Source organism: Pseudoalteromonas sp. Isolate3, assembly GCF_022398505.1.
GTDB lineage: Bacteria > Pseudomonadota > Gammaproteobacteria > Enterobacterales > Alteromonadaceae > Pseudoalteromonas > Pseudoalteromonas apostichopi.
Genome location: NZ_JAKEVN010000042.1, coordinates 1 through 22,770, shown reverse-complemented (window position 1 = coordinate 22,770; position 22,770 = coordinate 1). Strand labels below are relative to the sequence as shown.

General features: G+C 43.2%; 16 protein-coding genes and 1 tRNA gene. 15 read left to right on the top strand and 2 right to left on the bottom strand.

The features are described 5' to 3' along the window. The first annotated feature begins 12 nt into the window (after window positions 1-12). The gene (deoC, locus tag L1D46_RS10345; protein WP_239977515.1) at window positions 13-756 is read left to right on the top strand and encodes a deoxyribose-phosphate aldolase; all 744 of its coding nucleotides are present in this window, start codon (window positions 13-15) and stop codon (window positions 754-756) included. Next, window positions 746-1,246 (top strand): hypothetical protein, encoded by a 501-nt coding sequence (locus L1D46_RS10340; RefSeq protein ID WP_130049904.1) that lies wholly within the window; start codon window positions 746-748, stop codon window positions 1,244-1,246. Before deoC ends, L1D46_RS10340 begins: the two co-directional genes overlap by 11 nt. A 44-nt stretch (window positions 1,247-1,290) precedes the next feature. Here L1D46_RS10340 and L1D46_RS10335 read toward each other — a convergent pair whose 3' ends face one another. Together L1D46_RS10335 and L1D46_RS10330 are read right to left on the bottom strand one after the other, a co-directional pair. After that, complete coding sequence (locus tag L1D46_RS10335) at window positions 1,291-2,424, bottom strand: CsgG/HfaB family protein (protein WP_130049903.1); 1,134 nt, start codon at window positions 2,422-2,424, stop codon at window positions 1,291-1,293. Window positions 2,425-2,549: 125 nt separating this feature from the next. Then, a complete protein-coding gene (locus tag L1D46_RS10330; RefSeq protein WP_239977514.1) occupies window positions 2,550-6,494 on the bottom strand; it encodes a two-component regulator propeller domain-containing protein in 3,945 nt (1,314 codons plus the stop codon). A gap of 163 nt (window positions 6,495-6,657) precedes the next feature. On the opposite strand from L1D46_RS10330, the gene L1D46_RS10325 reads away from it, so the two are divergent. The 13 genes from L1D46_RS10325 to L1D46_RS10265 form a co-directional block, all read left to right on the top strand. After that, window positions 6,658-6,734: transfer RNA gene (locus L1D46_RS10325), tRNA-Trp, on the top strand. A 132-nt stretch (window positions 6,735-6,866) separates the two neighbouring features. Continuing rightward, window positions 6,867-7,244 (top strand): preprotein translocase subunit SecE, encoded by a 378-nt coding sequence (gene secE, locus L1D46_RS10320; RefSeq protein WP_130049901.1) that lies wholly within the window; start codon window positions 6,867-6,869, stop codon window positions 7,242-7,244. Window positions 7,245-7,248: 4 nt separating this feature from the next. Continuing rightward, window positions 7,249-7,806 carry a transcription termination/antitermination protein NusG gene (nusG, locus tag L1D46_RS10315; RefSeq protein WP_054554826.1) on the top strand — a complete coding sequence of 186 codons (558 nt, stop codon included), beginning with the start codon at window positions 7,249-7,251 and terminating at the stop codon, window positions 7,804-7,806. A 214-nt stretch (window positions 7,807-8,020) separates the two neighbouring features. Beyond that, window positions 8,021-8,449, top strand: coding sequence for a 50S ribosomal protein L11 (gene rplK, locus L1D46_RS10310; RefSeq protein WP_054554827.1), 429 nt, complete (start codon window positions 8,021-8,023; stop codon window positions 8,447-8,449). 4 nt (window positions 8,450-8,453) lie between these two features. Next, window positions 8,454-9,158: a 50S ribosomal protein L1 gene (rplA, locus tag L1D46_RS10305; RefSeq protein ID WP_062568393.1), complete on the top strand. Its 705-nt coding sequence runs from the start codon at window positions 8,454-8,456 to the stop codon at window positions 9,156-9,158. A 319-nt stretch (window positions 9,159-9,477) separates the two neighbouring features. Then, complete coding sequence (gene rplJ / locus L1D46_RS10300; RefSeq protein WP_130049900.1) at window positions 9,478-9,972, top strand: 50S ribosomal protein L10; 495 nt, start codon at window positions 9,478-9,480, stop codon at window positions 9,970-9,972. Between the two features lie 81 nt (window positions 9,973-10,053). Further along, window positions 10,054-10,416 carry a 50S ribosomal protein L7/L12 gene (rplL, locus tag L1D46_RS10295; RefSeq protein WP_054554830.1) on the top strand — a complete coding sequence of 121 codons (363 nt, stop codon included), beginning with the start codon at window positions 10,054-10,056 and terminating at the stop codon, window positions 10,414-10,416. A gap of 272 nt (window positions 10,417-10,688) precedes the next feature. Next, the gene (rpoB, locus tag L1D46_RS10290) at window positions 10,689-14,714 is read left to right on the top strand and encodes a DNA-directed RNA polymerase subunit beta (RefSeq protein WP_178926526.1); all 4,026 of its coding nucleotides are present in this window, start codon (window positions 10,689-10,691) and stop codon (window positions 14,712-14,714) included. 97 nt (window positions 14,715-14,811) lie between these two features. Next, window positions 14,812-18,984: a DNA-directed RNA polymerase subunit beta' gene (gene rpoC / locus L1D46_RS10285; RefSeq protein ID WP_130049898.1), complete on the top strand. Its 4,173-nt coding sequence runs from the start codon at window positions 14,812-14,814 to the stop codon at window positions 18,982-18,984. Between the two features lie 192 nt (window positions 18,985-19,176). Beyond that, on the top strand, window positions 19,177-19,551 hold the full coding sequence (gene rpsL, locus L1D46_RS10280) for a 30S ribosomal protein S12 (RefSeq protein ID WP_002958885.1): 375 nt from the start codon (window positions 19,177-19,179) through the stop codon (window positions 19,549-19,551). Window positions 19,552-19,648: 97 nt separating this feature from the next. After that, window positions 19,649-20,119, top strand: coding sequence for a 30S ribosomal protein S7 (rpsG, locus tag L1D46_RS10275; protein WP_054554834.1), 471 nt, complete (start codon window positions 19,649-19,651; stop codon window positions 20,117-20,119). 27 nt (window positions 20,120-20,146) lie between these two features. After that, complete coding sequence (gene fusA, locus L1D46_RS10270; RefSeq protein WP_130049897.1) at window positions 20,147-22,261, top strand: elongation factor G; 2,115 nt, start codon at window positions 20,147-20,149, stop codon at window positions 22,259-22,261. A gap of 60 nt (window positions 22,262-22,321) precedes the next feature. After that, a partial coding sequence (locus L1D46_RS10265; RefSeq protein ID WP_239977513.1) for a GTP-binding protein occupies window positions 22,322-22,770 on the top strand: 449 nt, incomplete at its 3' end.

Below are 22,770 nucleotides of genomic sequence, written 5' to 3'. Positions count from 1 at the left end.
AATATAAGAGCTATGACTAAAATGCAAACAAGCGCTGCCCAAGCGGTGGCACTGATGGACTTAACAACTCTGAACGACAGCGACACAACAGAAACCATTAATAACTTGGTTGCCAGTATTGAGCCAAAGTTAGGTATTCCTGCTGCGGTCTGTGTATATAGCCAGTTTGTAAGCGACGCAAAGCTTGCACTCGCTGAGCGTGAACTACAGCAAGTCAAAGTAGCTACAGTTACTAACTTTCCTAGTGGGGAGCAATCGTTAGAACAAGTGATAAATGAAACGCTGTTTGCTATTGAGCGCGGAGCTGATGAAATTGATTTAGTGATCCCCTATAAAGCACTAATCGCCGGTGATGAGCGCAAAGTTTTTGAGTATGTCAAAGCGTCAAAAGAGGCATGTAGCAATAAAGCGCAACTCAAAGTAATTATAGAAAGTGGCGAATTAAGCGATGATCTCATCTCAACGGCCACTAAACTGGCAATTGAGGGCGGTGCTGATTTCGTTAAAACCAGTACCGGTAAAGTGACTGTTAATGCAACTCTAGCTGCAACAGATACCATGTTAAACACCATAAAAGCGAGTGGTAAAAAAATTGGTTTTAAGGCTGCGGGCGGAGTCAGAACAGTCACCGATGCTGCTGAGTATTTAGCGTTAGCTGAATCAATTATGGGTGAAGCGTATTTACAACCCGAGTTATTTCGTTTTGGCGCTTCAGGGTTATTAAAAGATGTGTATGCAACATTAAATGAATCGTGAAAGTGAACGAGAGAAAATAGCACTTGAGCATGGTGCAGCAAAGTTGTTTTTGCGCTGCTACGAAAAGCAGTTTGGTGTAAGCATGCGAAATATTTGGCATAACACACCGAGTAAGCCAGACGTGAGTTGTTATAAAGGTGATGAGCGGCTCGATATTGAAGTCGCCCATTTATATGCCAGTGAAACAGAAGCAATGGCGGTGTTAGGTAGGCCGCTGTCTATCTCAATGCAACGAGATCTTGCTGAAATGGCTTTAGCTCCAAGTAACGAGCGTCTGCACTGTGCTTTGCATCGGTTGTTGGCACAAAAAGCCAAGAAACATTACGAATCTACGCAGCCTTGGTTATTAATTCGAAATGCCAGTACTATATGGCATCTTGATGATTTTAAGTCAGTACTTACTCACCTTGATGTGCCTAAGCACCATCCATTTCAACAAATTTGGTTGTTATGTGATTTTTATCGCGGTGAGCTATTACAAATTTTATAACTAAGGTTTTAAACAGCCAGTGCTGGTACTGGCTGTTAGTTTGCTTAATTAAATTTAAACATACTGCCAAGGCTTTCTAAACTTGATTTGTTCGTTTTGGCAATACACCCTGAATCATCAAGAGATTTTTTAGTCGTCTCATCCGCAAGGCCTGTCACTTTCAGCTTATTTTCTTGCTGATACTCAGTGAGTGCAATCACCGTTGCTTCATCGTACTCTACGTCTTCTACTTCATATTCTTCGTAGTGAGGCTGCCTTTTTAAATAACCTAAACAAACCAAGTTCAGTCGTGACATGGCTAAGTCTGTTTTTTCGTAGTAAGGCATTCTGTGAGTTGGAACATTAACCGATGCAACTGGCGCTTTAGCTGGTGCTGCAGCTGCGGTTACTTTTAGTGGTGCAGGTGCGGTATGGCCTGCTGCAATGGTGTTATCGCTATTATAGCGATAATAAGTTGTTGGTACTTTTGATTCCAAAAACTCAACGGCTTTGACGATGACTTCACGCAGTGCTTTTTCTTTTGGCGTGTTTGACCAGCTACTTAAGTTACCACCAACGAGTGCACCACCAAAATTGGTAGCAGCTGATGTAAAGTCAAAATCTTTACTGCCACCCTCAACACTGGTAGCGGCTAAAATACGTGAAGTTCGCGTGTCGATTAAGCGCAAATCTATCGCCATGTGCGAACTTGAAAAACCCGCCGACACTGAGCTAAATACGTCACCGATAAAGCCACCACTGCCTACGCGGGTGCCCGAATTGTCATCATCGAATTCAGTAACAGCGGCAACTACGACAATTTCGGCACCTTCAATTTCACCATAAGCAGCACCTGAAGCTGCACTCACACGGCCTGATACAGCAAGGTCTTGTTCTGATAATACGGCATCAAGTGCTTGTCGTTCTAAGACAATGAAGCGATTGGTGCTAACTAATGCGGTTGTTAGTTGATCAGCCATACCTTCACCAATTTCTTTACGCCACCAACGTGAATCGTTTGATTTGTCAGTAAAGCGGGCAACAGCGATCCGAGCTTTTGGGCCATTGTATTGCTGCTGTGCCACTTCGTTTATATCTGGGCTATTGTTATTGCTTGTGGTGGTCGAAGTACTTTGGCATGCAGTCAGTGCCGCAGCAAGTAACGTAATCGAAATCGCTTTGTGTGTTTTGGTGAGCATATGACTTTCCTTAACTTATATCTCATGCAGTAAATAACGCCGCAATATGGGCTTTGTTGTTATTAATGTTTATATGGATAAGCTATAAAAATCAGTGTTTTATTGATAGCACTCAGACGAAAAGTTTATTCACTGATGCGAAATTCAACGCGTTTTTGATATTTTTCTCGGTACTGTTTTGGTGATAAGCCAACATAGCTCTTAAAGCTTCGCGCAAAATAGCTTTGCGAACTAAAGCCCGCTTGCTCTGCTACTTTACCAATCGCTAAATGGCCATCGACTAGCTGTTTCTTTGCAAACTCTAAGCGAGTATTGCGTAAATAGTCAGAGGGAGTTTGTGAATACAAGGCTTTCATTTTTAGTTGCAGAGCACGGGAGCTTAAACATAAGGCTGAGGCTAATTGCTCAACCGAAAAGTTTTCATCTTGATAATGGGCTTGTACTACTTGCTTGAGTTTTTCAGTGAAGGAATAATCTTTATTTTGTACTGTTACAGCGGCTGTATCACTATTCAGAGGAGCTACCAGTTGGGCTGTTAGATGCTGGTTTAAAATTTGTCTAAGATTAAGCAATCCTTTTACTCTGCTTACTAGTAAAGTGGGCTCAAAAGGTTTGCTCAAAAAGTCATCGGCTAATAAATCAAGTCCTTTCAAGCGGCTGTGGGTATCTGCTTTAGCTGAAAGTAATAACACCGGAATATGGCTGGTGGCCGGGTTTGCTCTGAGTGCTGCTAACAGTTGATAGCCATTCATATTCGGCATCATTACATCACTGATAATGAGCTCTGGTAGGTCTGATTGGCATAAATCAAGCGCTTGTTGACCATCAGTTGCACAGATGCAGTTAAATTCTGCATTAAACAAAGCAAGTAGTAGTTCAGCCATTTCCTTATTATCTTCAACAATCAGTAATGTCTGTTGTGAGTTGCGTAGTTGCGTAATGCTATTAACCTGATTTTCAGCACACTCAAGCATAGGCAATGACACAGTAAAGCAACTTCCCTCAGCAATTTTACTGCTTACGCTGATAGACCCACCGTATTGCTCTACAAGTTGCTTTACTAAGCTCAGGCCAATACCACTGCCAGGCTCTGATGATGCTACGCGGGTAAAGCGCTGAAAAATCGACTGTTGATGTTCACTGGCAATACCCACACCTGTATCAGTAATTTTAAAAATCAGTTGTTGCTGCACTTCATCAAGTTGAATATCGACTTTACCGCCGTTAGGCGTGTACTTAAGCGCATTACTTATCAGGTTACTGAAAATAGAATGAGCATGTTCGGGAGCAAGGTTAATCTTACATGTTGTTGAGGTAGTATCATCAAAGCTAAATTGCAGTTGTTTTTGCTCAAACAGAGCACTGAAATCTGCCACTAAGTCTGTTAAAAAGGTTGTAATGGAATAAGGGCTAACAGTGTAAATAGCTGTACTAGGGCGTTGACTCAATTGTAAAAGTTGATTGATCAGTTCAAGTAAGCGTTGGCAGTTACGTTTAATACTAGCCAGTTGATTTTGAGCTTGGGGGTCTGTATTACTTCGCTGTAACTGGCTGATCGGGGCAAGTATTAAACTCAATGGTGTTTTTAGCTCATGGCTAATGTTATCTAAAAATTGATCTTTTAATTTGTTTAGCTCAATCTCGGTTTGTTTTTCTTGCTCTGCGAGTTTGCGTTTGTACAAGGAATTCAAAAGAAGCCAGGTCACTGCTAAAGCACAAATAAAGTAAATAGCATAGGCTAATTTACTTTGCCACCAAGGAGGCACAACAGTTAATGTTAGTAGCTTTTTGCTGTCACTCCATTGCCCATATTGATCTTTCGCTTTTATTAATAATTTGTAGTTCCCAGCAGGGAGCTGAGGGTAATTAATTTGTCTAAGGGATGCATCTGTATATAAAAATTGTTCATCAAAGCCAGCAAGCTTGTAGCCGAATTGGTAGTGCTTTGGTGTCGATCCGTTTTTTAATGCACTAAATTTAAAGCCGATAACGCCAGCAGATTTTGCAAACGCAAATGTCTGAGTTGCACTCGCAAGGGTATTTGCTTGCTTATCGAAGTGATTACTCTTAATGACTCTGTTGTTTAATAATAATTCGGTTAAAACAGGGGTAGGGGGAGAGTGCGATAACTTTAGTTGCTCAGGATAAAAATGATTATAACCATTGATGCCACCAAAAAATAACTCGCCATCGTCTGCTTGAAAGCTCGCACCCAGTATAAAAGATTGGTGCTGAATGCCATCCTCTGGCAAAAACTGCTGCATTTGCTCTGTGGTGGGGTTATAGCGAGTGAGTCCGCCATTGGTTGCTAGCCAAAGCATACCTTGCTTATCGGCGAGAATGTCAAAAATGTTATCGTTCGCCAAACCTTGTTGCTCAGTAATTTGTTTCACCCTGAAGTTATGCTTATTAACTTGATTCAAGCCTTGCATGGTGCCAACCCAAACACTATCGCCATTCAATAATAAAGAGGTGACCATGTTATGGCTGAGCCCAGCTCTGTTAGAGCCTTGCTCATCTAATAAACTAAATTGCTTCGTAGTGATATCCAGTTTATTGAGCCCTGCTCGAGTGCCGACCCAAAGTGAGTGCTCTTCACTATCGTAAGCAAGAGTAAATACGGTGTTATTGGCAAGACTGTTTTGAGAATCACTATGTTTATAGTGAGTAACTTTGCCTGATTTTGGCTCAAAGCGAGTTAACCCTTGGTTACTCCCAAGCCAAAGAGCACCAACTTTGTCGCTAGTTATTGCATATACACGGTCACTGGCTAGCTGGTGGCTTTGCATAGTGAAGGCTTTAAATTCATCACGACTATCTTGATACTTAATTAAGCCACCACCGTAAGTACCTATCCATAACTGCTTGTTAGCATCTTCATGAAGGGCAAATATATTATTATTTGGCAGGGCATTTTTATAATGTTGGTAACCAAACGCTGTTTGACGGTTGAGTCCGTCACGGGTGCCAATCCATACCTCGCCATTGGCTCTTTTTATTATTGAGCGAACAAAATTATGACTTAGTGAATTTGGCTGTGAGGTTTGTAACTGATGAGAAAACTGCTGTTGCTTAGGATCATAGCGATGCACACCATAACCATCGGTGCCCAACCACATAATGCCTTGTGAATCTTGATAAAGAGATAGGAGAAAGTCGCTAGTCAAGCCATTGGGGTTTTGCTTGTCATGGTCGTATCGAATGTATTGGTCTTGTAAGTCAGCATCTGCAGGTAAAAAGTATAGACCTCGCCCGTAGCTTGTAAGCCAAAGGTTTTGCTGTTGGTCAATAAGGCTGTCAGTGATCCAGACACCATTTAACTGTTCGATTTGCTCACTGGTTTGCGTAAGTAAATCTAATGAATATAAGCCTTGCTTTGCACCAATAAGCAGTTTTTCATGATTCAACAATTTTAGATGCCAAAGCGGTGAAGTGATTTGAGTATGTTGAGTAAATTGCTCTGTGCTTGGGTTAAATGAAATAAGTCCCATATCAGTGGCAAGCCAGATGAGTTCATCGGTAATAACAATGTCACGTACAAGCGGCAACTGCTGATCTATTTTGTATTGGAAATGTTCAAATTCTTGGTTTGATATATCAAAACGAGTTAACTTACCATGTTCGTGACCTAGCCAAAGAACATCACCTTTAGCCAGTACCATTGACCAAATTTTATCTTCACTTAGTCCTGCCTCATTAGAAGTCGAATAAACCTCAAATTGGCCAGTCTCAGGATTGAGTTTATTGAGTCCTTTGCTGGCGGTCGAAAACCACAGCTGATTATTACTGTCCTTGGCACAGCCTGTGATCCAATTTCCAGAAATACTTTTATTATTGCTGTTAGCTTTGAAGCGTTTAAATTCATAACCATCAAAGCGGTTCAAACCTCCCTGTGTGGCAAACCATAAAAAGCCTTGCTGATCAGTTATGCTGCAAGTGATAGAGTTTTGACTTAGACCTTGTTGGCTATTAAAAGTAGCTAGGTGTAACGAGCGAGCATTAGCCTGCTTACAGATCAAGGTGACGAGGCATAACAGTACAATATTAAAAGAGAGTTTAAATGGCAGCACACTGATCCATGTAGTTTTTTAGTTCCTATATCGGGTTTATAATAAACTGCTTTTTAATCAATGTTAATATTGATTTTTAAACGAACTGATGAGATTTTAACTAATGGGTATCTTTTACTCTTGTGTTAATGAATTGCGTAAGTATAATAGGCATCCACTTTGCAGGGGCGTAGTTCCAATTGGTAGAACAGCGGTCTCCAAAACCGACGGTTGGGAGTTCGAATCTCTCCGCCCCTGCCACTTTTTAAACAATGTGTGTTGAGTCTGAATTTAAAAATCGGTTTAAACAAGTCAGTTTTTAAGTTTAGATTTTAATGGATTAACCCTGCCAGAGCGCAGGGTTGTTGTGTCTGTAGTTAAGGTAAAAATATTATGAGCACGAATGTAGAAACACCATCAAGTGCGATGGATTCAGTAAAGTGGATTGTAGCAATTGCGCTACTAGCAGGCGCAGTCGTTGGTAACCACATGTTTGCAGACCAATCTGTATTATTACGTGCTATTGGTGTAGTGGTTGCTGTTGCAGCTGGTTTAGGCATTGCCTCACTAACTGAAAAAGGTCGTACTTTTCTTGCGTTTGCAAAAGAGTCACGTATCGAAGTACGTAAAGTTGTGTGGCCAACTCGCCAAGAAACAACACATACGACATTAATTGTAATGGTTGCAACTGTGATTATGGCACTTATCCTTTGGGGATTAGATGGCATTTTGTTCCGCGCAGTAGGCTTTTTAACTGGATTGGAGATCTAATCCCATGTCGGATGAGAAGAACGAAAAGAAACTACGTTGGTACGTAGTGCAAGCTTTCTCTGGTTACGAGAAGCGTGTAGCACAAACTATTCTTGAGCACATCAAGATTGAAGGTTTGGAAGATAGTTTTGGTGAAGTATTAGTACCAACTGAAGAAGTTGTTGAGATGCGCGCTGGTCAAAAGCGTAAATCTGAGCGCAAATTCTTCCCAGGTTATGTACTAGTTCAAATGGACATGAACGATGCAAGCTGGCACTTAGTGAACAGCACAGCACGTGTTATGGGCTTCATTGGCGGTACGTCTGATCGTCCAGCTCCAATCAGCCAAAAAGAAGCTGATCGCATCTTGAACCGTCTGCAAGAGAACTCTGAAGCGCCTAAGCCTGCAACATTATTTGAACCAGGTGAAGTTGTTCGTGTTATCGATGGTCCATTTGCTGACTTCAGCGGTGTTGTGGAAGAAGTTGATTACGAGAAGAGCCGCGTAAAAGTGTCTGTTCTTATCTTCGGTCGTTCGACACCTGTTGACCTTGAATTCGGTCAAGTTGAGCAAGACAAGTAAGTAAGAAATTAAAGCTGCCAAAATTGTTTAATATTTTGGCAATAAGCTTGAAAAAGGCCGCTGATTAACTTATAATCAGCGGCCTTTTTGTGTTAGGGCAAGTTATAACTTGTTTTATCACTAAAAAGTGAGAACCAATTTTTAAACTGGGAAGCCGTTAGAGTACGCGTCCTCGCGCGCACAAGGCTATGACCCACCAAATGAGGTATTTATTATGGCTAAAAAAGTTGAAGCTATTATCAAGCTACAAGTTGCCGCTGGTATGGCTAACCCTAGTCCTCCAGTAGGTCCAGCACTAGGTCAACACGGTGTAAACATCATGGAATTCTGTAAAGCGTTCAACGCACGTACAGAGTCTATCGAAAAAGGCGCTCCAGTTCCTGTAGTGATCTCTGTTTACGGTGACCGTTCTTTCACGTTCGACATGAAAACTCCACCGGCTGCTTACTTACTTAAGAAAGCTGCAGGTATCAAATCAGGTTCTGGCCGTCCTAACACTGAAAAAGTGGGTACAGTAACTCGTGCTCAACTTGAAGAAATCGTTGAGACAAAACGACCTGACCTTACAGCGGCTGATATGGACGCTGCAGTTCGCACTATCGCAGGTTCTGCGCGTGCGATGGGCTTGAACGTAGAGGACTAAGATAATGGCAAAATTAACTAAACGTATGCGTACAATCCGCGAAAAAGTGGATGCGACTAAAGATTACGAAATCAACGAAGCAGTTGCTCTTTTAAAAGAGTTAGCGACAGCTAAATTCGTAGAAAGTGTTGACGTTGCTGTTAACCTTGGTATCGATGCTCGTAAATCTGACCAAAACGTACGTGGTGCAACTGTACTACCTAACGGTACTGGTCGTGAAGTTCGTGTTGCTGTATTCACACAAGGCGCTAACGCAGATGCTGCGAAAGAAGCTGGTGCTGAATTAGTGGGCATGGAAGATCTTGCTGAACAAGTTAAGAAAGGCGAGATGAACTTTGACGTTGTTGTTGCATCTCCAGACGCTATGCGTGTTGTTGGTCAACTAGGTCAAATCTTAGGTCCACGTGGTCTAATGCCAAACCCTAAAACTGGTACTGTAACGCCTAACGTTGCAGAAGCAGTTAAAAATGCGAAAGCAGGTCAAGTTCGTTACCGTAACGACAAGAACGGTATCATCCATACTACTATCGGTAAGGTTGATTTCACTGCTGAGCAACTTCAACAAAACCTTGAAGCTCTTATTGTTGCGCTTAAGAAGGCTAAACCTTCTCAAGCAAAAGGTACTTACGTGAAGAAAGTAACTATCTCTACAACAATGGGCGCAGGTGTTGCTGTTGACCAAAACTCTCTAAGCACAGTTGTTGCTTAATTAAGAGTTTACATGGCGCGAAATTTGAACTATAATTTTGCGCCATTTTGTTGAGAAAGTTAATTTCAAAACAAGTAAAGAATTCGGGTTGAAGTCCATAATTTCGTAATGCTCTCGGGTAAAAACGATAAATTGGGCTTCCGTCCAAGACCGTAGGCGGCTTCGGCCTTAATATTTTACCTACGTAGACGGTGTGAATCCCCAGATAGATTTTTCCTAATCTTCTGGCTCTCGCCGTAAAAAGCATCTCCATCTTAGATGGGGAAGAGTAGAACAGGGAAGCCAATTTCGGCAACCCATTAAACCAGGAGTAACACCCATGGCTTTAAATCTTCAAGGCAAAAAAGCAATTGTTGCTGAAGTCAACGAAGCAGCCACTGGTGCTCTTTCTGCAGTTGTTGCAGATTCTCGTGGTGTAACAGTTGGTGCTATCACTGCCCTTCGTAAAGAAGCTCGTGAAGCTGGTGTATGGATGAAAGTTGTTCGTAACACTTTAGCTAAACGTGCTATTGAAGGTACAGATTTTGAGTGCCTTTCTGACTCACTTGTTGGTCCAAGCTTAATCGCTTTCTCTTCAGAGCACCCAGGTGCTGCTGCGCGTATCTTCAAAGATTTCGCGAAGAAGAACGAGAAATTCGAAGTTAAGACGGCTGCATTTGAAGGTAACGTAGTAGACGCAGCTATGCTAGCAACTCTACCTACTTACGACGAAGCTGTTGCACGCTTAATGAGCGCTATGAAAGAAGCGTCTGCAGGTAAATTGTGTAAAACAATTGAAGCAGTACGTGTACAGAAAGAAGAGCAAGCTGCTTAATTTTAAGCTGTTTTTTTGTTCACTTTCGGTGTAATATTTTTTTTGGGCTATATTTAGTCCGTAATAATTAGGAAATTTGTAATGTCTGTAACTAAAGACCAAATCCTTGATGCTATTGCTGAAATGTCAGTAATGGACGTTGTTGCTCTAGTTGAAGCAATGGAAGAAAAATTCGGCGTAACTGCAGCAGCTGCTGTTGTTGCTGGTCCTGCTGCTGAAGCAGCTGAAGAAAAGACTGAGTTCGACGTAATCCTTACTGGCGCTGGCGCTAACAAGGTTGCAGCTATCAAAGCTGTACGTGGTGCTACTGGTCTTGGCCTTAAAGAAGCTAAAGCACTTGTTGAAGCAGCTCCTGCACCTATCAAAGAAGGTGTATCTAAAGAAGAAGCTGAAGCACTTGCAAAAGACCTTACTGAAGCTGGTGCTGAAGTTGAGGTTAAGTAATCTAGCTTACGCTAGGTTCGCTGCCTGAGTAATCAGGCAAGGGCTGGTGATTATTTAATCACCGGCCTTTTTGCGCTATGGAGCGATGCAATCCTGTAACGCAAATAAAATCTAATTTTCTCTTTACTTTCAAGTTGTTACCTTAATCGGTGTTGAAAGTGGCAGAGTAAAATAGAACAACAATTTAATGTTGTACATCTTGGCATAGATGCCAGTTAAGTCTGTTCTTACAAGAACAGGTCGGGTCAAAGATCAGCAAGCTGAGGAACCCCATGGCTTACTCTTATTCTGAAAAGAAACGTATCCGTAAGGATTTTGGTAAACGTCCACAAGTTTTGGATATACCTTTCTTACTGTCGACGCAGTTAGAATCGTTTAAAAAATTCTTAGTCCCTGACGCTGATGGCGATCACGGTTTGGAAGCTGCATTCCGTTCTGTGTTTCCTATCAAAAGCTACTCGGGAAATTCTGAGCTTCAATACGTAAGTTATCGTATTGGTGAGCCAGTATTCGATGTAAAAGAATGTCAAATTCGCGGTGTGACTTATTCTGCTCCACTTCGCGTAAAATTGCGTCTTGTGGTGATGGACAAAGAAGCACCAGGCACAGTTAAAGACATTAAAGAGCAAGAAGTTTACATGGGCGAAATTCCGCTCATGACTGATACCGGTACCTTTGTTATCAATGGTACAGAGCGTGTTATCGTTTCTCAGCTACACCGTAGCCCTGGTGTATTCTTTGATAACGACCGCGGTAAAACTCACTCGTCAGGTAAAGTGCTTTATAACGCGCGTGTAATTCCTTACCGTGGTTCATGGTTAGACTTCGAGTTTGATGCAAAAGATAACCTTTATGTACGTATTGACCGTCGTCGTAAATTACCGGCGTCAATCATCTTACGTGCACTAGAGTACTCAACGGATGAAATCCTAGAGATATTCTTCGATACAACTACGTTTGAAGTTGCTGACGGTAAAGTTCTTATGGAACTTGTTCCTTCGCGCTTACGTGGTGAAACTGCCGCTTTTGATATCAAAGGCGAAGACGGTGAAGTCCTTGTTGAAGCGGGTCGTCGTATTACTGCGCGTCACATCAAGAACATCGAGAAAAAAGGTATTAACCAATTAGAAGTACCGCATGAGTACATCATTGGTCGTGTTGTAGCTAAAAACTATGTTGATGAGTCAACAGGTGAGATCATCGCAAACGCGAATGACGAGCTATCACTTGAGCTAATGGCTGAATTGGTTAAAGCAGGTCACACTAAGATTGATACTCTATATATCAACGAAGTTGACAGCGGCGCCTACATGTCAGATACATTACGTATCGACACAACAAGCAACCGTTTAGAAGCATTAGTAGAAATTTATCGCATGATGCGCCCAGGCGAGCCACCGACGAAAGACGCGGCTGAAGCCTTATTTGATAACTTGTTCTTCTCTGACGAGCGTTACGATTTATCAACAGTTGGTCGTATGAAGTTCAATAGCCGTGTAGGTTATGACTCAGATACTGGCCCTGGCACATTATCGAAAGAAGACATCGTAGCTGTTATGAAAGTGCTTATCGCTATTCGTAACGGTGTTGGCGATGTTGATGATATCGACCACTTAGGCAACCGTCGTATCCGTAGTGTTGGCGAAATGGCTGAGAACCAATTCCGCGTTGGTCTAGTACGTGTTGAGCGTGCTGTACGTGAGCGTTTAAGCTTAGGTGACCTTGACGCTGTAATGCCACAAGATCTTATTAACGCTAAGCCTATTTCGGCAGCGGTTAAAGAGTTCTTTGGTTCATCTCAGTTATCACAGTTCATGGACCAAAATAACCCGCTTTCAGAAGTAACGCATAAGCGTCGTATTTCTGCATTAGGTCCGGGTGGTTTAACACGTGAACGCGCTGGCTTCGAAGTTCGAGACGTTCACGTAACTCACTATGGTCGTGTATGTCCAATCGAAACGCCTGAGGGTCCAAACATCGGTCTAATTAACTCACTGTCTACGTACGCACGTACTAATGACTATGGTTTCTTAGAAACACCTTACCGTAAAGTGGTAAACGGTGTAGTTACTGATGAAGTAGATTACTTATCAGCCATTGAAGAAGGTCAGTTTGTTATCGCTCAGGCGAACTCAAACTTGAACGAAAACAATGAGTTTGTTGATGAACTAATTCCATGTCGTCACAAAGGTGAATCAACCTTTATGGGCAAAATGGACCAACAATATATGGACGTATCACCACAACAGGTGATCTCTGTAGCGGCAGCACTTATCCCGTTCCTAGAACACGATGATGCTAACCGTGCATTGATGGGTTCAAACATGCAACGTCAAGCCGTACCAACTCTTATCGCGGACAAACCGCTGGTAGGTACAGGTATCGAGCTTACACTAGCGAAAGACTCTGGTGTAACTATCGTTGCTAAGCGTGGTGGTGAAGTAATGTATGCGGATGCAAGCCGCATCGTTGTAAATGTACATGAAGATGAGCGTGTCCCGGGTGAAGCGGGCATAGATATTTACAACCTTACTAAATACACTCGCTCAAACCAAAATACATGTATTAACCAAAAACCAACTTGTATGGTTGGTGAGCCGGTAACACGTGGTGACGTATTAGCAGATGGTCCTTCGACTGACCTTGGTGACTTAGCACTTGGTCAAAACCTTCGCGTGGCATTCATGCCATGGAACGGTTATAACTTCGAGGATTCAATCCTACTATCAGAGCGCGTAGTTCAAGAAGATCGTCTAACGACTATCCACATTCAAGAACTACAATGTATCGCACGTGATACTAAATTAGGTCCAGAAGAGATCACAGCAGATATTCCTAACGTAGGTGAATCTGCACTAGGCAAGCTTGATGAGTCAGGCGTTGTTTATATCGGTGCTGAAGTTAAAGGCGGCGATATCCTAGTAGGTAAAGTGACTCCGAAAGGTGAAACGCAATTAACACCAGAAGAAAAGCTACTACGTGCTATCTTCGGTGAGAAAGCGTCAGACGTTAAAGACAGCTCTTTACGCGTACCAAACTCTGTAACTGGTACTGTAATCGACGTACAAGTTTTCACCCGTGACGGTGTTGAAAAAGATAAGCGTGCGTTAGAAGTTGAAGACATGCAGCTTCGCGAAGCGAAGAAAGACTTCAACGAAGAGTTCCGTATCTTAGAAGCAGGCGTATTAGAGCGTGCTCGTAAGTTACTTGTTGACGCTGGTCTGAACGCAGATTCAATTGCATCACTAAATGCTGAAAAGCTGCTTACTCAAAGCCTTGCTGAAGAAGATAAGCAAGCTGAACTTGAGCAACTAGCTGCTCAGTACGATGAGCTTAAAGCTGAATACGATAAGAAGTTTGAAAACAAACGTCGTAAGATCACTCAAGGTGACGACTTAGCACCAGGCGTACTTAAGATTGTTAAAGTATACCTAGCTGTTAAACGTCGTATCCAACCGGGTGATAAGATGGCGGGTCGTCACGGTAACAAAGGTGTTATCTCGACTATCGTACCAGTAGAAGATATGCCATACGATGACAAAGGTCGTACGGTAGACATCGTTCTGAACCCGCTAGGTGTACCATCACGTATGAACATCGGTCAGATCCTAGAAACTCATATGGGTCTTGCTGCACGTGGTGTGGGTGAGCGCTTAGAAGAAATGATGAAAGAGCAGCGTGAACTGCACGAAATCCGTAGCTTCGTTAAGAAAGTTTACGAATTAGGTGATTGTCGTCAGAAAGTCGATATCGACTCGTTCTCTGATGATGAAGTTCGTCGCTTAGCTGAAAACTTGAAAGGTGGTTTACCGATCGCAACTCCAGCCTTTGATGGTGCTCGTGAAAGCGAAATCAAAGACTTACTTGAGCTTGGTGGTTATCCAAGAAGCGGTCAAGTTACACTTTATGATGGCCGTACTGGCGATCAGTTCGAACGTCAAGTAACTGTTGGTTACATGTACATGTTGAAACTTAACCACTTGGTTGATGACAAGATGCACGCACGTTCAACTGGTTCTTACAGCCTTGTTACTCAGCAGCCGCTGGGTGGTAAAGCTCAGTTCGGTGGCCAGCGTTTCGGTGAGATGGAGGTGTGGGCACTAGAAGCTTACGGTGCTGCATATACTCTACAAGAAATGCTAACAGTGAAATCGGATGACGTGAACGGTCGTACTAAGATGTATAAGAACATCGTAGATGGTAACCATAAGATGGAACCAGGTATGCCAGAATCGTTCAACGTATTGTTGAAAGAAATCCGCTCACTGGGTATCAACATCGAGTTGGAAGAAAATTAAGCCATTTAGGTGCGGCGTAAGCCGCACCTGTTAGGCCGAATAGAATGTAGGGGCGATTGTTTCGCCCTCAAGATTAACCTCCGACAGGAGAGCTAAGGTGAAAGACTTACTTAAGTTTCTGAAGCAACAAAATAAGACCGAAGAATTCGATGCAATTCGCATTGGTCTTGCTTCGCCAGATATGGTTCGTTCATGGTCATACGGTGAAGTAAAGAAACCTGAGACAATCAACTACCGTACTTTCAAGCCTGAGCGCGACGGCTTATTCTGTGCCCGTATTTTCGGCCCAGTGAAAGATTATGAGTGTTTATGTGGTAAATATAAGCGCCTTAAGCACCGTGGTGTTATTTGTGAAAAGTGTGGCGTTGAAGTAACGCTAACTAAAGTGCGTCGTGACCGTATGGGTCATATTGAGCTTGCGAGCCCAGTTGCGCACATTTGGTTCTTAAAATCATTACCGTCACGTATCGGCTTAATGCTAGACATGACACTTCGTGACATCGAGCGCGTACTTTACTTCGAATCATTCGTAGTAACTGAGCCTGGTATGACAACGCTTGAGCGTGGTCAGCTTTTAGGTGAAGAAGAGTACTTAGATGCACTTGAAGAGCACGGTGATGAGTTTGAAGCGAAGATGGGTGCTGAAGCAGTATTAGACTTGCTTCGTGAACTTGATCTTGGCCAATTAATTGCTGAAATGCGTGAAGAGTTACCAACAATTAACTCTGAAACTAAGCGTAAGAAGATCACTAAACGTCTTAAATTAATGGAATCTTTCCACCAATCAGGTAACAACCCTGAGTGGATGATCATGACAGTACTTCCAGTACTTCCGCCTGATCTACGTCCATTAGTACCACTAGACGGTGGTCGTTTTGCGACTTCTGATCTGAATGACCTTTACCGTCGTGTTATTAACCGTAATAACCGTCTTAAACGTCTATTAGATCTAGCAGCACCAGACATTATCGTACGCAACGAAAAACGTATGTTACAAGAAGCGGTAGATGCGCTACTTGATAACGGTCGTCGCGGTCGTGCGATTACAGGTTCTAACAAACGTCCTCTGAAATCGCTTGCTGATATGATCAAAGGTAAGCAAGGTCGTTTCCGTCAGAACTTACTTGGTAAACGTGTAGATTACTCTGGCCGTTCTGTAATCACAGTAGGTCCTACGCTTAAACTACACCAGTGTGGTCTTCCTAAGAAGATGGCACTTGAGCTATTCAAACCATTTATCTACGGTAAACTAGAGCGTCGCGGCATGGCTACGACTATCAAAGCTGCTAAGAAGATGGTTGAGCGTGAAGTAGCAGAAGTATGGGATGTATTAGACGAAGTAATTCGTGAGCATCCAGTATTACTGAACCGTGCACCAACACTTCACCGTTTGGGTATCCAAGCGTTCGAACCTGTGCTTATCGAAGGTAAAGCGATTCATTTACACCCATTAGTTTGTGCGGCATACAACGCTGACTTCGATGGTGACCAAATGGCGGTACACGTACCGTTAACGCTTGAAGCACAATTAGAAGCACGTGCTCTAATGATGTCTACTAACAACATCCTATCTCCAGCGAATGGTGAGCCAATCATCGTTCCTTCACAGGACGTTGTATTAGGTCTTTACTACATGACTCGTGATCGCATCAATGCGAAAGGCGAAGGTATTGTATTTAAAGATCCTAAAGAAGCTGAAAAAGCATACCGCAGCGGTAACGCTGAGTTACATGCACGCGTAAAAGTACGTATCAGCGAGACAATCAGTAATGAAGATGGTGAAACAGTTGAGCAAGTATCTATTGTTGAAACAACAGTAGGTCGTGCGATCCTTTCACTAATCCTACCTAAAGGCATGCCGTTTGAGTTAATCAACCAAGCCCTAGGTAAGAAACAAATTTCTGGCTTATTAAACGAGTGTTACCGTCGTCTAGGTCTTAAAGATACAGTTATCTTTGCTGACCAAGTAATGTACACCGGTTTCCACTACGCAATGAAGTCAGGTGTTTCAATCGGTATCGATGACTTAGTTATCCCACCGGTTAAAGCAGAAATCATTGAATCAGCGGAAGCTGAAGTAACTGAAATCAACCAACAATTCCAATCAGGTCTTGTAACGGCTGGTGAAAAGTACAATAAAGTTATCGATATCTGGTCACGTGTAAATGAAAACTTATCACGTGAGATGATGGCGAACTTATCAAAAGACACTGTAATCAACGCTAAAGGCGAAGAAGAAGAGCAATCTTCATTCAACTCAGTGTTTATGATGGCAGACTCAGGTGCACGTGGTAGCGCCGCTCAGATCCGTCAGTTAGCGGGTATGCGTGGTCTAATGGCACGTCCAGATGGTTCAATCATCGAGACACCAATCACGGCGAACTTCCGTGAAGGTCTAAACGTACTACAGTACTTCATCTCAACGCACGGTGCGCGTAAAGGTCTTGCCGATACAGCACTTAAAACAGCAAACTCGGGTTACTTAACGCGTCGTCTAGTAGACGTTGCACAAGATTTAGTAATCAATGAAGACGATTGTGGCACAGAAGATGGCTTAACAATGAAACCGCTTATCGAGGGTGGTGACGTTGTAGAAGCGCTTCGCGAACGTGTTCTTGGTCGTGTTGTTGCTGAAGATGTATTAATTCCAAATACTAACGAAGTACTTGTTGAGCGTAATATCATGCTTGACGAAAAACTGTGTGACCTTCTAGAAGAGCATTCAGTAGATGAAGTACGCGTTCGTTCAGTAATCACTTGTGATAATGACTTTGGTGTATGTGCTAAGTGTTACGGTCGTGACCTTGCACGTGGCCACATCATTAATCCAGGTGAGTCAGTAGGTGTTATCGCGGCGCAATCAATCGGTGAGCCGGGTACACAGCTTACGATGCGTACCTTCCACATCGGTGGTGCAGCATCTCGAGCGTCTGCTGAAAACAGTGTACAAGTTAAAACTAACGGTACATTGAAGTTACACAACGCGAAGTACGTACTAAACACAGACGGTAAGATTGTTATCACGTCTCGTTCAACAGAGATCACTATCATCGATAGCTTTGGTCGTGAGAAAGAGCGTTATAAAGTACCTTACGGTGCGGTGTTATCTGTACAAGATAATGCAGAAGTTCAAGGTAACGATATCGTTGCAACTTGGGATCCGCATAGTCACCCAATCGTTCTTGAGCATAAGTCAAAAATCTCGTTCAGCGACATTGATGACTCAAATACCGAAGCACAAACAGATGAGTTAACTGGTTTAACTCGTGTGGTTGTTAAAGACTTAGGTAAAGCAAATGCGAAAGAACCTAAACTAATCATCGAAAGCGATGAGCGTGGTCTGCAAGAAACACGTCTACCTTCATTCACAACGATTGAAGTAACCGACGGTGCAACTGCAAACCCAGGTGACGTACTTGCACGTATTCCGCAAGAAGGTTCGAAGACTCGTGATATCACGGGTGGTCTACCTCGCGTAGCTGACTTATTCGAAGCACGTAAACCGAAAGATCCTGCAATCCTTGCAGAAATCACAGGTACTATCAGCTTCGGTAAAGAAACAAAAGGTAAGAAGCGTCTTGTAATCACTCCAGCTGAGGGTGACGCATACGAAGAGATGATTCCTAAATGGCGTCAACTTAACGTGTTCGAAGGTGAGCAAGTGTCTAAAGGTGAGGTTATCGCCGATGGTCCAGAGTCACCACATGACATCTTACGCTTACGTGGTGTAACTCATGTAGCTAACTACATCGTTAACGAAGTGCAAGAGGTTTACCGCTTGCAGGGCGTTAAGATCAATGACAAACACATTGAGACAATTATTCGTCAGATGCTACGTAAATGTATCATCCTTGACGGCGGTGACACTGAGTTCTTAGCCGGTGAACAAGTTGAAGTGGCACGCGTTAACATCGCGAACCGTGAACTTGAGAAACAAGGTAAGATCCCAGCGAAGTTTGAAATCCAGTTAATGGGTATCACTAAAGCGTCACTTGCAACAGAATCTTTCATTTCTGCAGCATCATTCCAGGAGACAACTCGTGTCCTAACTGAAGCAGCTGTAAATGGTAAGAGCGATGAACTTCGTGGTCTGAAAGAGAACGTAATCGTGGGTCGTCTGATCCCAGCTGGTACAGGCTTTGCGTATCACCAAGACCGTTTGAATCGTCGCAAGCAAGGTGAAATCGTTGAAGAGCAAACAGTAAGTGCTGAAGAGGCGACTCAAGCACTAACTGACGCACTTAACGCAGATATCTCTGGAAACCAATAATCTCAGCTTAATCAATAGATTAAGAAATCGTAAGGCAGTTATCTTCTGCCTTACGATGAGTTAAGGTTGACAGGTTAAACTTTGCTCATTAAAATTCCGCCACCCATTTGCCTGCACGTTTTGTAACGAGCATGTAAACAGGGCGGATTTTTTATTTTTTCAGTAGTAATTTTAATTTCAGGAGCTATTTAAATGGCAACTATTAACCAGCTAGTGCGTAAGCCACGTCGTAGCAAAGTTACTAAAAGTAACTCAGCTGCACTTAAAGCTTGTCCGCAAAAGCGTGGTGTATGTACTCGTGTATATACAACTACACCTAAGAAACCAAACTCTGCATTACGTAAAGTAGCGCGTGTTCGTTTAACTAACGGTTTCGAAGTAACATCTTACATCGGTGGTGAAGGCCACAACTTACAAGAGCACAGTGTAATCCTTATCCGTGGTGGTCGTGTTAAAGACTTACCAGGTGTGCGTTTCCACACTGTACGTGGTGCACTTGACTGTGCAGGCGTTAGCGACCGTCGTCAAGCTCGTTCTAAATACGGTGCTAAACGCCCTAAGGGCTAATGGTTCTCCGTTAGTAAGGCCAAGCACTAAATTTTTAAATTAATTGTTTTGGGTATTGACTCTAAAAGAGCAAACCTGAAGATACCGGAGATACAAAATGCCTAGAAGACGCGTAATAGGTCAACGTAAAATTCTTCCAGATCCTAAGTTCGGATCGGAACTTCTTGCTAAATTCGTTAACGTAGTAATGTTAGACGGCAAGAAATCTACTGCTGAAAAAATCGTTTATGGTGCGTTAGACGTGGCTGCTGAGAAATCAGGCAAGTCGCACCTTGAAATCTTTGAAGCTGCACTTGAAAACGTTCGCCCACAGGTAGAGGTTAAATCTCGCCGTGTTGGTGGTTCAACGTACCAAGTACCAGTTGAAGTACGTCCAGTACGTCGCAACGCATTAGGTATGCGTTGGTTAGTAGACGCTGCACGTAAGCGTGGCGAAAAATCTATGGGCTTACGTTTAGCTCAAGAAATCGTTGACGCTGCTGACAACAAAGGCACTGCGGTTAAGAAACGTGAAGACGTTCACCGTATGGCTGAAGCGAATAAAGCATTCGCTCATTACCGTTGGTAATCTGCCCTTAACCTTTAAGAGGATCATATGGCACGTACAACTCCACTTGAGCGCTATCGCAATATCGGTATTTGCGCTCACGTAGATGCAGGTAAAACCACCACAACAGAACGTGTTCTGTTCTACACAGGTCTTTCTCATAAGATCGGTGAAGTACATGATGGTGCTGCAACTATGGATTGGATGGAGCAGGAACAAGAGCGTGGTATCACAATCACTTCTGCTGCAACAACGTGTTTCTGGAAAGGGATGGACGCTCAATTTGACGACCATCGCATCAATATCATTGATACTCCAGGACACGTAGATTTCACTATCGAAGTAGAGCGTTCTTTACGCGTACTAGATGGTGCGGTAGTTGTTCTTTGTGCTTCATCTGGTGTACAGCCGCAAACTGAGACAGTTTGGCGTCAAGCGAACAAATACGAAGTTCCTCGCATGATCTTCGTAAATAAAATGGATCGCACTGGCGCTGACTTCTTAACTGTTGTGGACCAGGTGAAATCTCGTCTTGGAGCAACGCCTGTTCCAATTCAGCTACCAATTGGTGCTGAAGACGACTTTAAAGGTGTTATTGACCTTATTAAGATGAAAGCCATTAACTGGAATGCCGAAGATCAAGGCATGACTTTCTCTTATGAGGCCATTCCGGCAGAGCTTCTGGAGCTTGCAGAAGAATGGCGTTCTCACATGGTTGAGAGCGCTGCTGAAGCATCAGAAGAACTAATGGACAAATATCTAGAAGGTGAAGACCTGACTGAAGCTGAAATTAAAGCAGCTTTACGTCAGCGCACATTAGCTAACGAAATTGTTCCAATGACGTGTGGTAGTGCATTTAAGAATAAGGGTGTTCAAGCTGTGCTTGATGCTGTTATCGAATATATGCCTGCTCCAACACAAGTGAAACAAATCCAAGGTATCGTTGAAGATGGTACTGAGGAAGAACGTCCTGCTGATGACAACGCACCGTTTGCCGCACTTGCTTTTAAGATTGCGACAGACCCGTTCGTTGGCACCTTGACCTTCTTCCGTGTTTACTCTGGTACTGTTAAACAGGGTGACGCGGTATACAACCCAGTTAAAAGTAAGCGTGAGCGACTTGGTCGTATCGTTCAGATGCATTCAAACTCACGTGAAGAGATCAAAGTAGTCTACGCAGGCGACATCGCAGCGGCTATTGGTCTTAAAGACGTAACAACAGGTGAGACACTGTGTGATCCGAACTCAGTCATTACGCTTGAGCGTATGGAGTTCCCTGAGCCAGTTATCTCTGTTGCGGTAGAGCCTCGCACAGTAGCTGACCAAGATAAGATGGGAATCGCGCTAGGTAAACTAGCGGCAGAAGATCCATCTTTCCGAGTACAAACTGACGAAGAATCAGGCCAGACTATTATTTCTGGCATGGGTGAACTTCACCTTGATATCATTGTCGACCGTATGAAGCGTGAATTCAGTGTTGAATGTAACGTTGGTAAGCCACAGGTAGCATACCGTGAAGCTATCCGTTCAGCTGTTGAAGTTGAAGGGAAGTTCGTACGTCAATCAGGTGGTCGTGGTCAATATGGTCACGTCTGGCTTAAACTTGAACCGATGGATATTTCGGAAGATGATGCGCCAATTTATGAGTTCGTTAACGAAATCGTTGGTGGTTCTGTTCCTAAAGAATACATCCCTGCGGTAGACAAAGGTATCCAAGAGCAAATGACTCAAGGTGTACTGGCAGGCTACCCATTACTTGGCGTTAAAGCGACTCTGTTTGATGGTTCATTCCATGATGTAGATTCGAATGAAATGGCATTTAAGATTGCAGGTTCAATGGCGATGAAGAAAGGTGCGCTTGAAGCAAACCCAGCTCTTCTAGAACCAGTAATGAAGGTTGAAGTTATCACTCCTGAAGAAAACATGGGTGATGTAGTTGGTGACTTAAACCGTCGCCGCGGCATGATCGAAGGCATGGAAGAAGCATTCGGTGGTCTTAAGCAAATTAATGCGCAAGTACCACTTTCTGAAATGTTTGGTTATGCAACTGATCTGCGATCTGCAACACAAGGCCGTGCATCATACTCTATGGAGTTTTTGAAGTATGCAGAAGCCTCTAAGAATGTTGCAGATGCAATAATTGCAGCTCGCGCTGTTATATGATTTAGCTTGTCTGGCCCAATAGTGGGTCAGGCGTTAATTTCTTTATAGGAATTTTTTAAGATGGCAAAAGAAAAGTTTGAACGCGTAAAACCGCACGTAAACGTTGGTACAATCGGCCACGTTGACCACGGTAAAACAACTCTAACAGCAGCAATCACAAACGTACTTGCAAAAGTATACGGTGGTGTAGCTAAAGACTTCGCATCAATCGATAACGCTCCAGAAGAGCGTGAGCGTGGTATCACAATCTCAACTTCACACGTTGAGTACGATACTCCTACTCGTCACTACGCACACGTAGACTGTCCAGGACACGCCGATTATGTTAAAAACATGATCACTGGTGCTGCTCAAATGGACGGCGCAATCCTAGTAGTTGCTGCGACTGACGGTCCTATGCCACAAACTCGTGAGCACATCCTACTTTCTCGTCAGGTTGGTGTACCTTACATCATCGTATTCATGAACAAATGTGACATGGTTGACGACGAAGAGCTACTTGAGCTAGT

Coding starts and splice junctions, on each gene's coding strand:
- rplL (WP_054554830.1), top strand. CDS start 10,054: ATGTCTGTAACTAAAGACCAAATCCTTGATGCTATTGCTGAAATGTCA.
- rpsG (WP_054554834.1), top strand. CDS start 19,649: ATGCCTAGAAGACGCGTAATAGGTCAACGTAAAATTCTTCCAGATCCT.
- rplJ (WP_130049900.1), top strand. CDS start 9,478: ATGGCTTTAAATCTTCAAGGCAAAAAAGCAATTGTTGCTGAAGTCAAC.
- fusA (WP_130049897.1), top strand. CDS start 20,147: ATGGCACGTACAACTCCACTTGAGCGCTATCGCAATATCGGTATTTGC.
- deoC (WP_239977515.1), top strand. CDS start 13: ATGACTAAAATGCAAACAAGCGCTGCCCAAGCGGTGGCACTGATGGAC.
- rpsL (WP_002958885.1), top strand. CDS start 19,177: ATGGCAACTATTAACCAGCTAGTGCGTAAGCCACGTCGTAGCAAAGTT.
- L1D46_RS10340 (WP_130049904.1), top strand. CDS start 746: ATGAATCGTGAAAGTGAACGAGAGAAAATAGCACTTGAGCATGGTGCA.
- L1D46_RS10335 (WP_130049903.1), bottom strand. CDS start 2,424: ATGCTCACCAAAACACACAAAGCGATTTCGATTACGTTACTTGCTGCG.
- rpoB (WP_178926526.1), top strand. CDS start 10,689: ATGGCTTACTCTTATTCTGAAAAGAAACGTATCCGTAAGGATTTTGGT.
- rplK (WP_054554827.1), top strand. CDS start 8,021: ATGGCTAAAAAAGTTGAAGCTATTATCAAGCTACAAGTTGCCGCTGGT.
- nusG (WP_054554826.1), top strand. CDS start 7,249: ATGTCGGATGAGAAGAACGAAAAGAAACTACGTTGGTACGTAGTGCAA.
- rplA (WP_062568393.1), top strand. CDS start 8,454: ATGGCAAAATTAACTAAACGTATGCGTACAATCCGCGAAAAAGTGGAT.
- secE (WP_130049901.1), top strand. CDS start 6,867: ATGAGCACGAATGTAGAAACACCATCAAGTGCGATGGATTCAGTAAAG.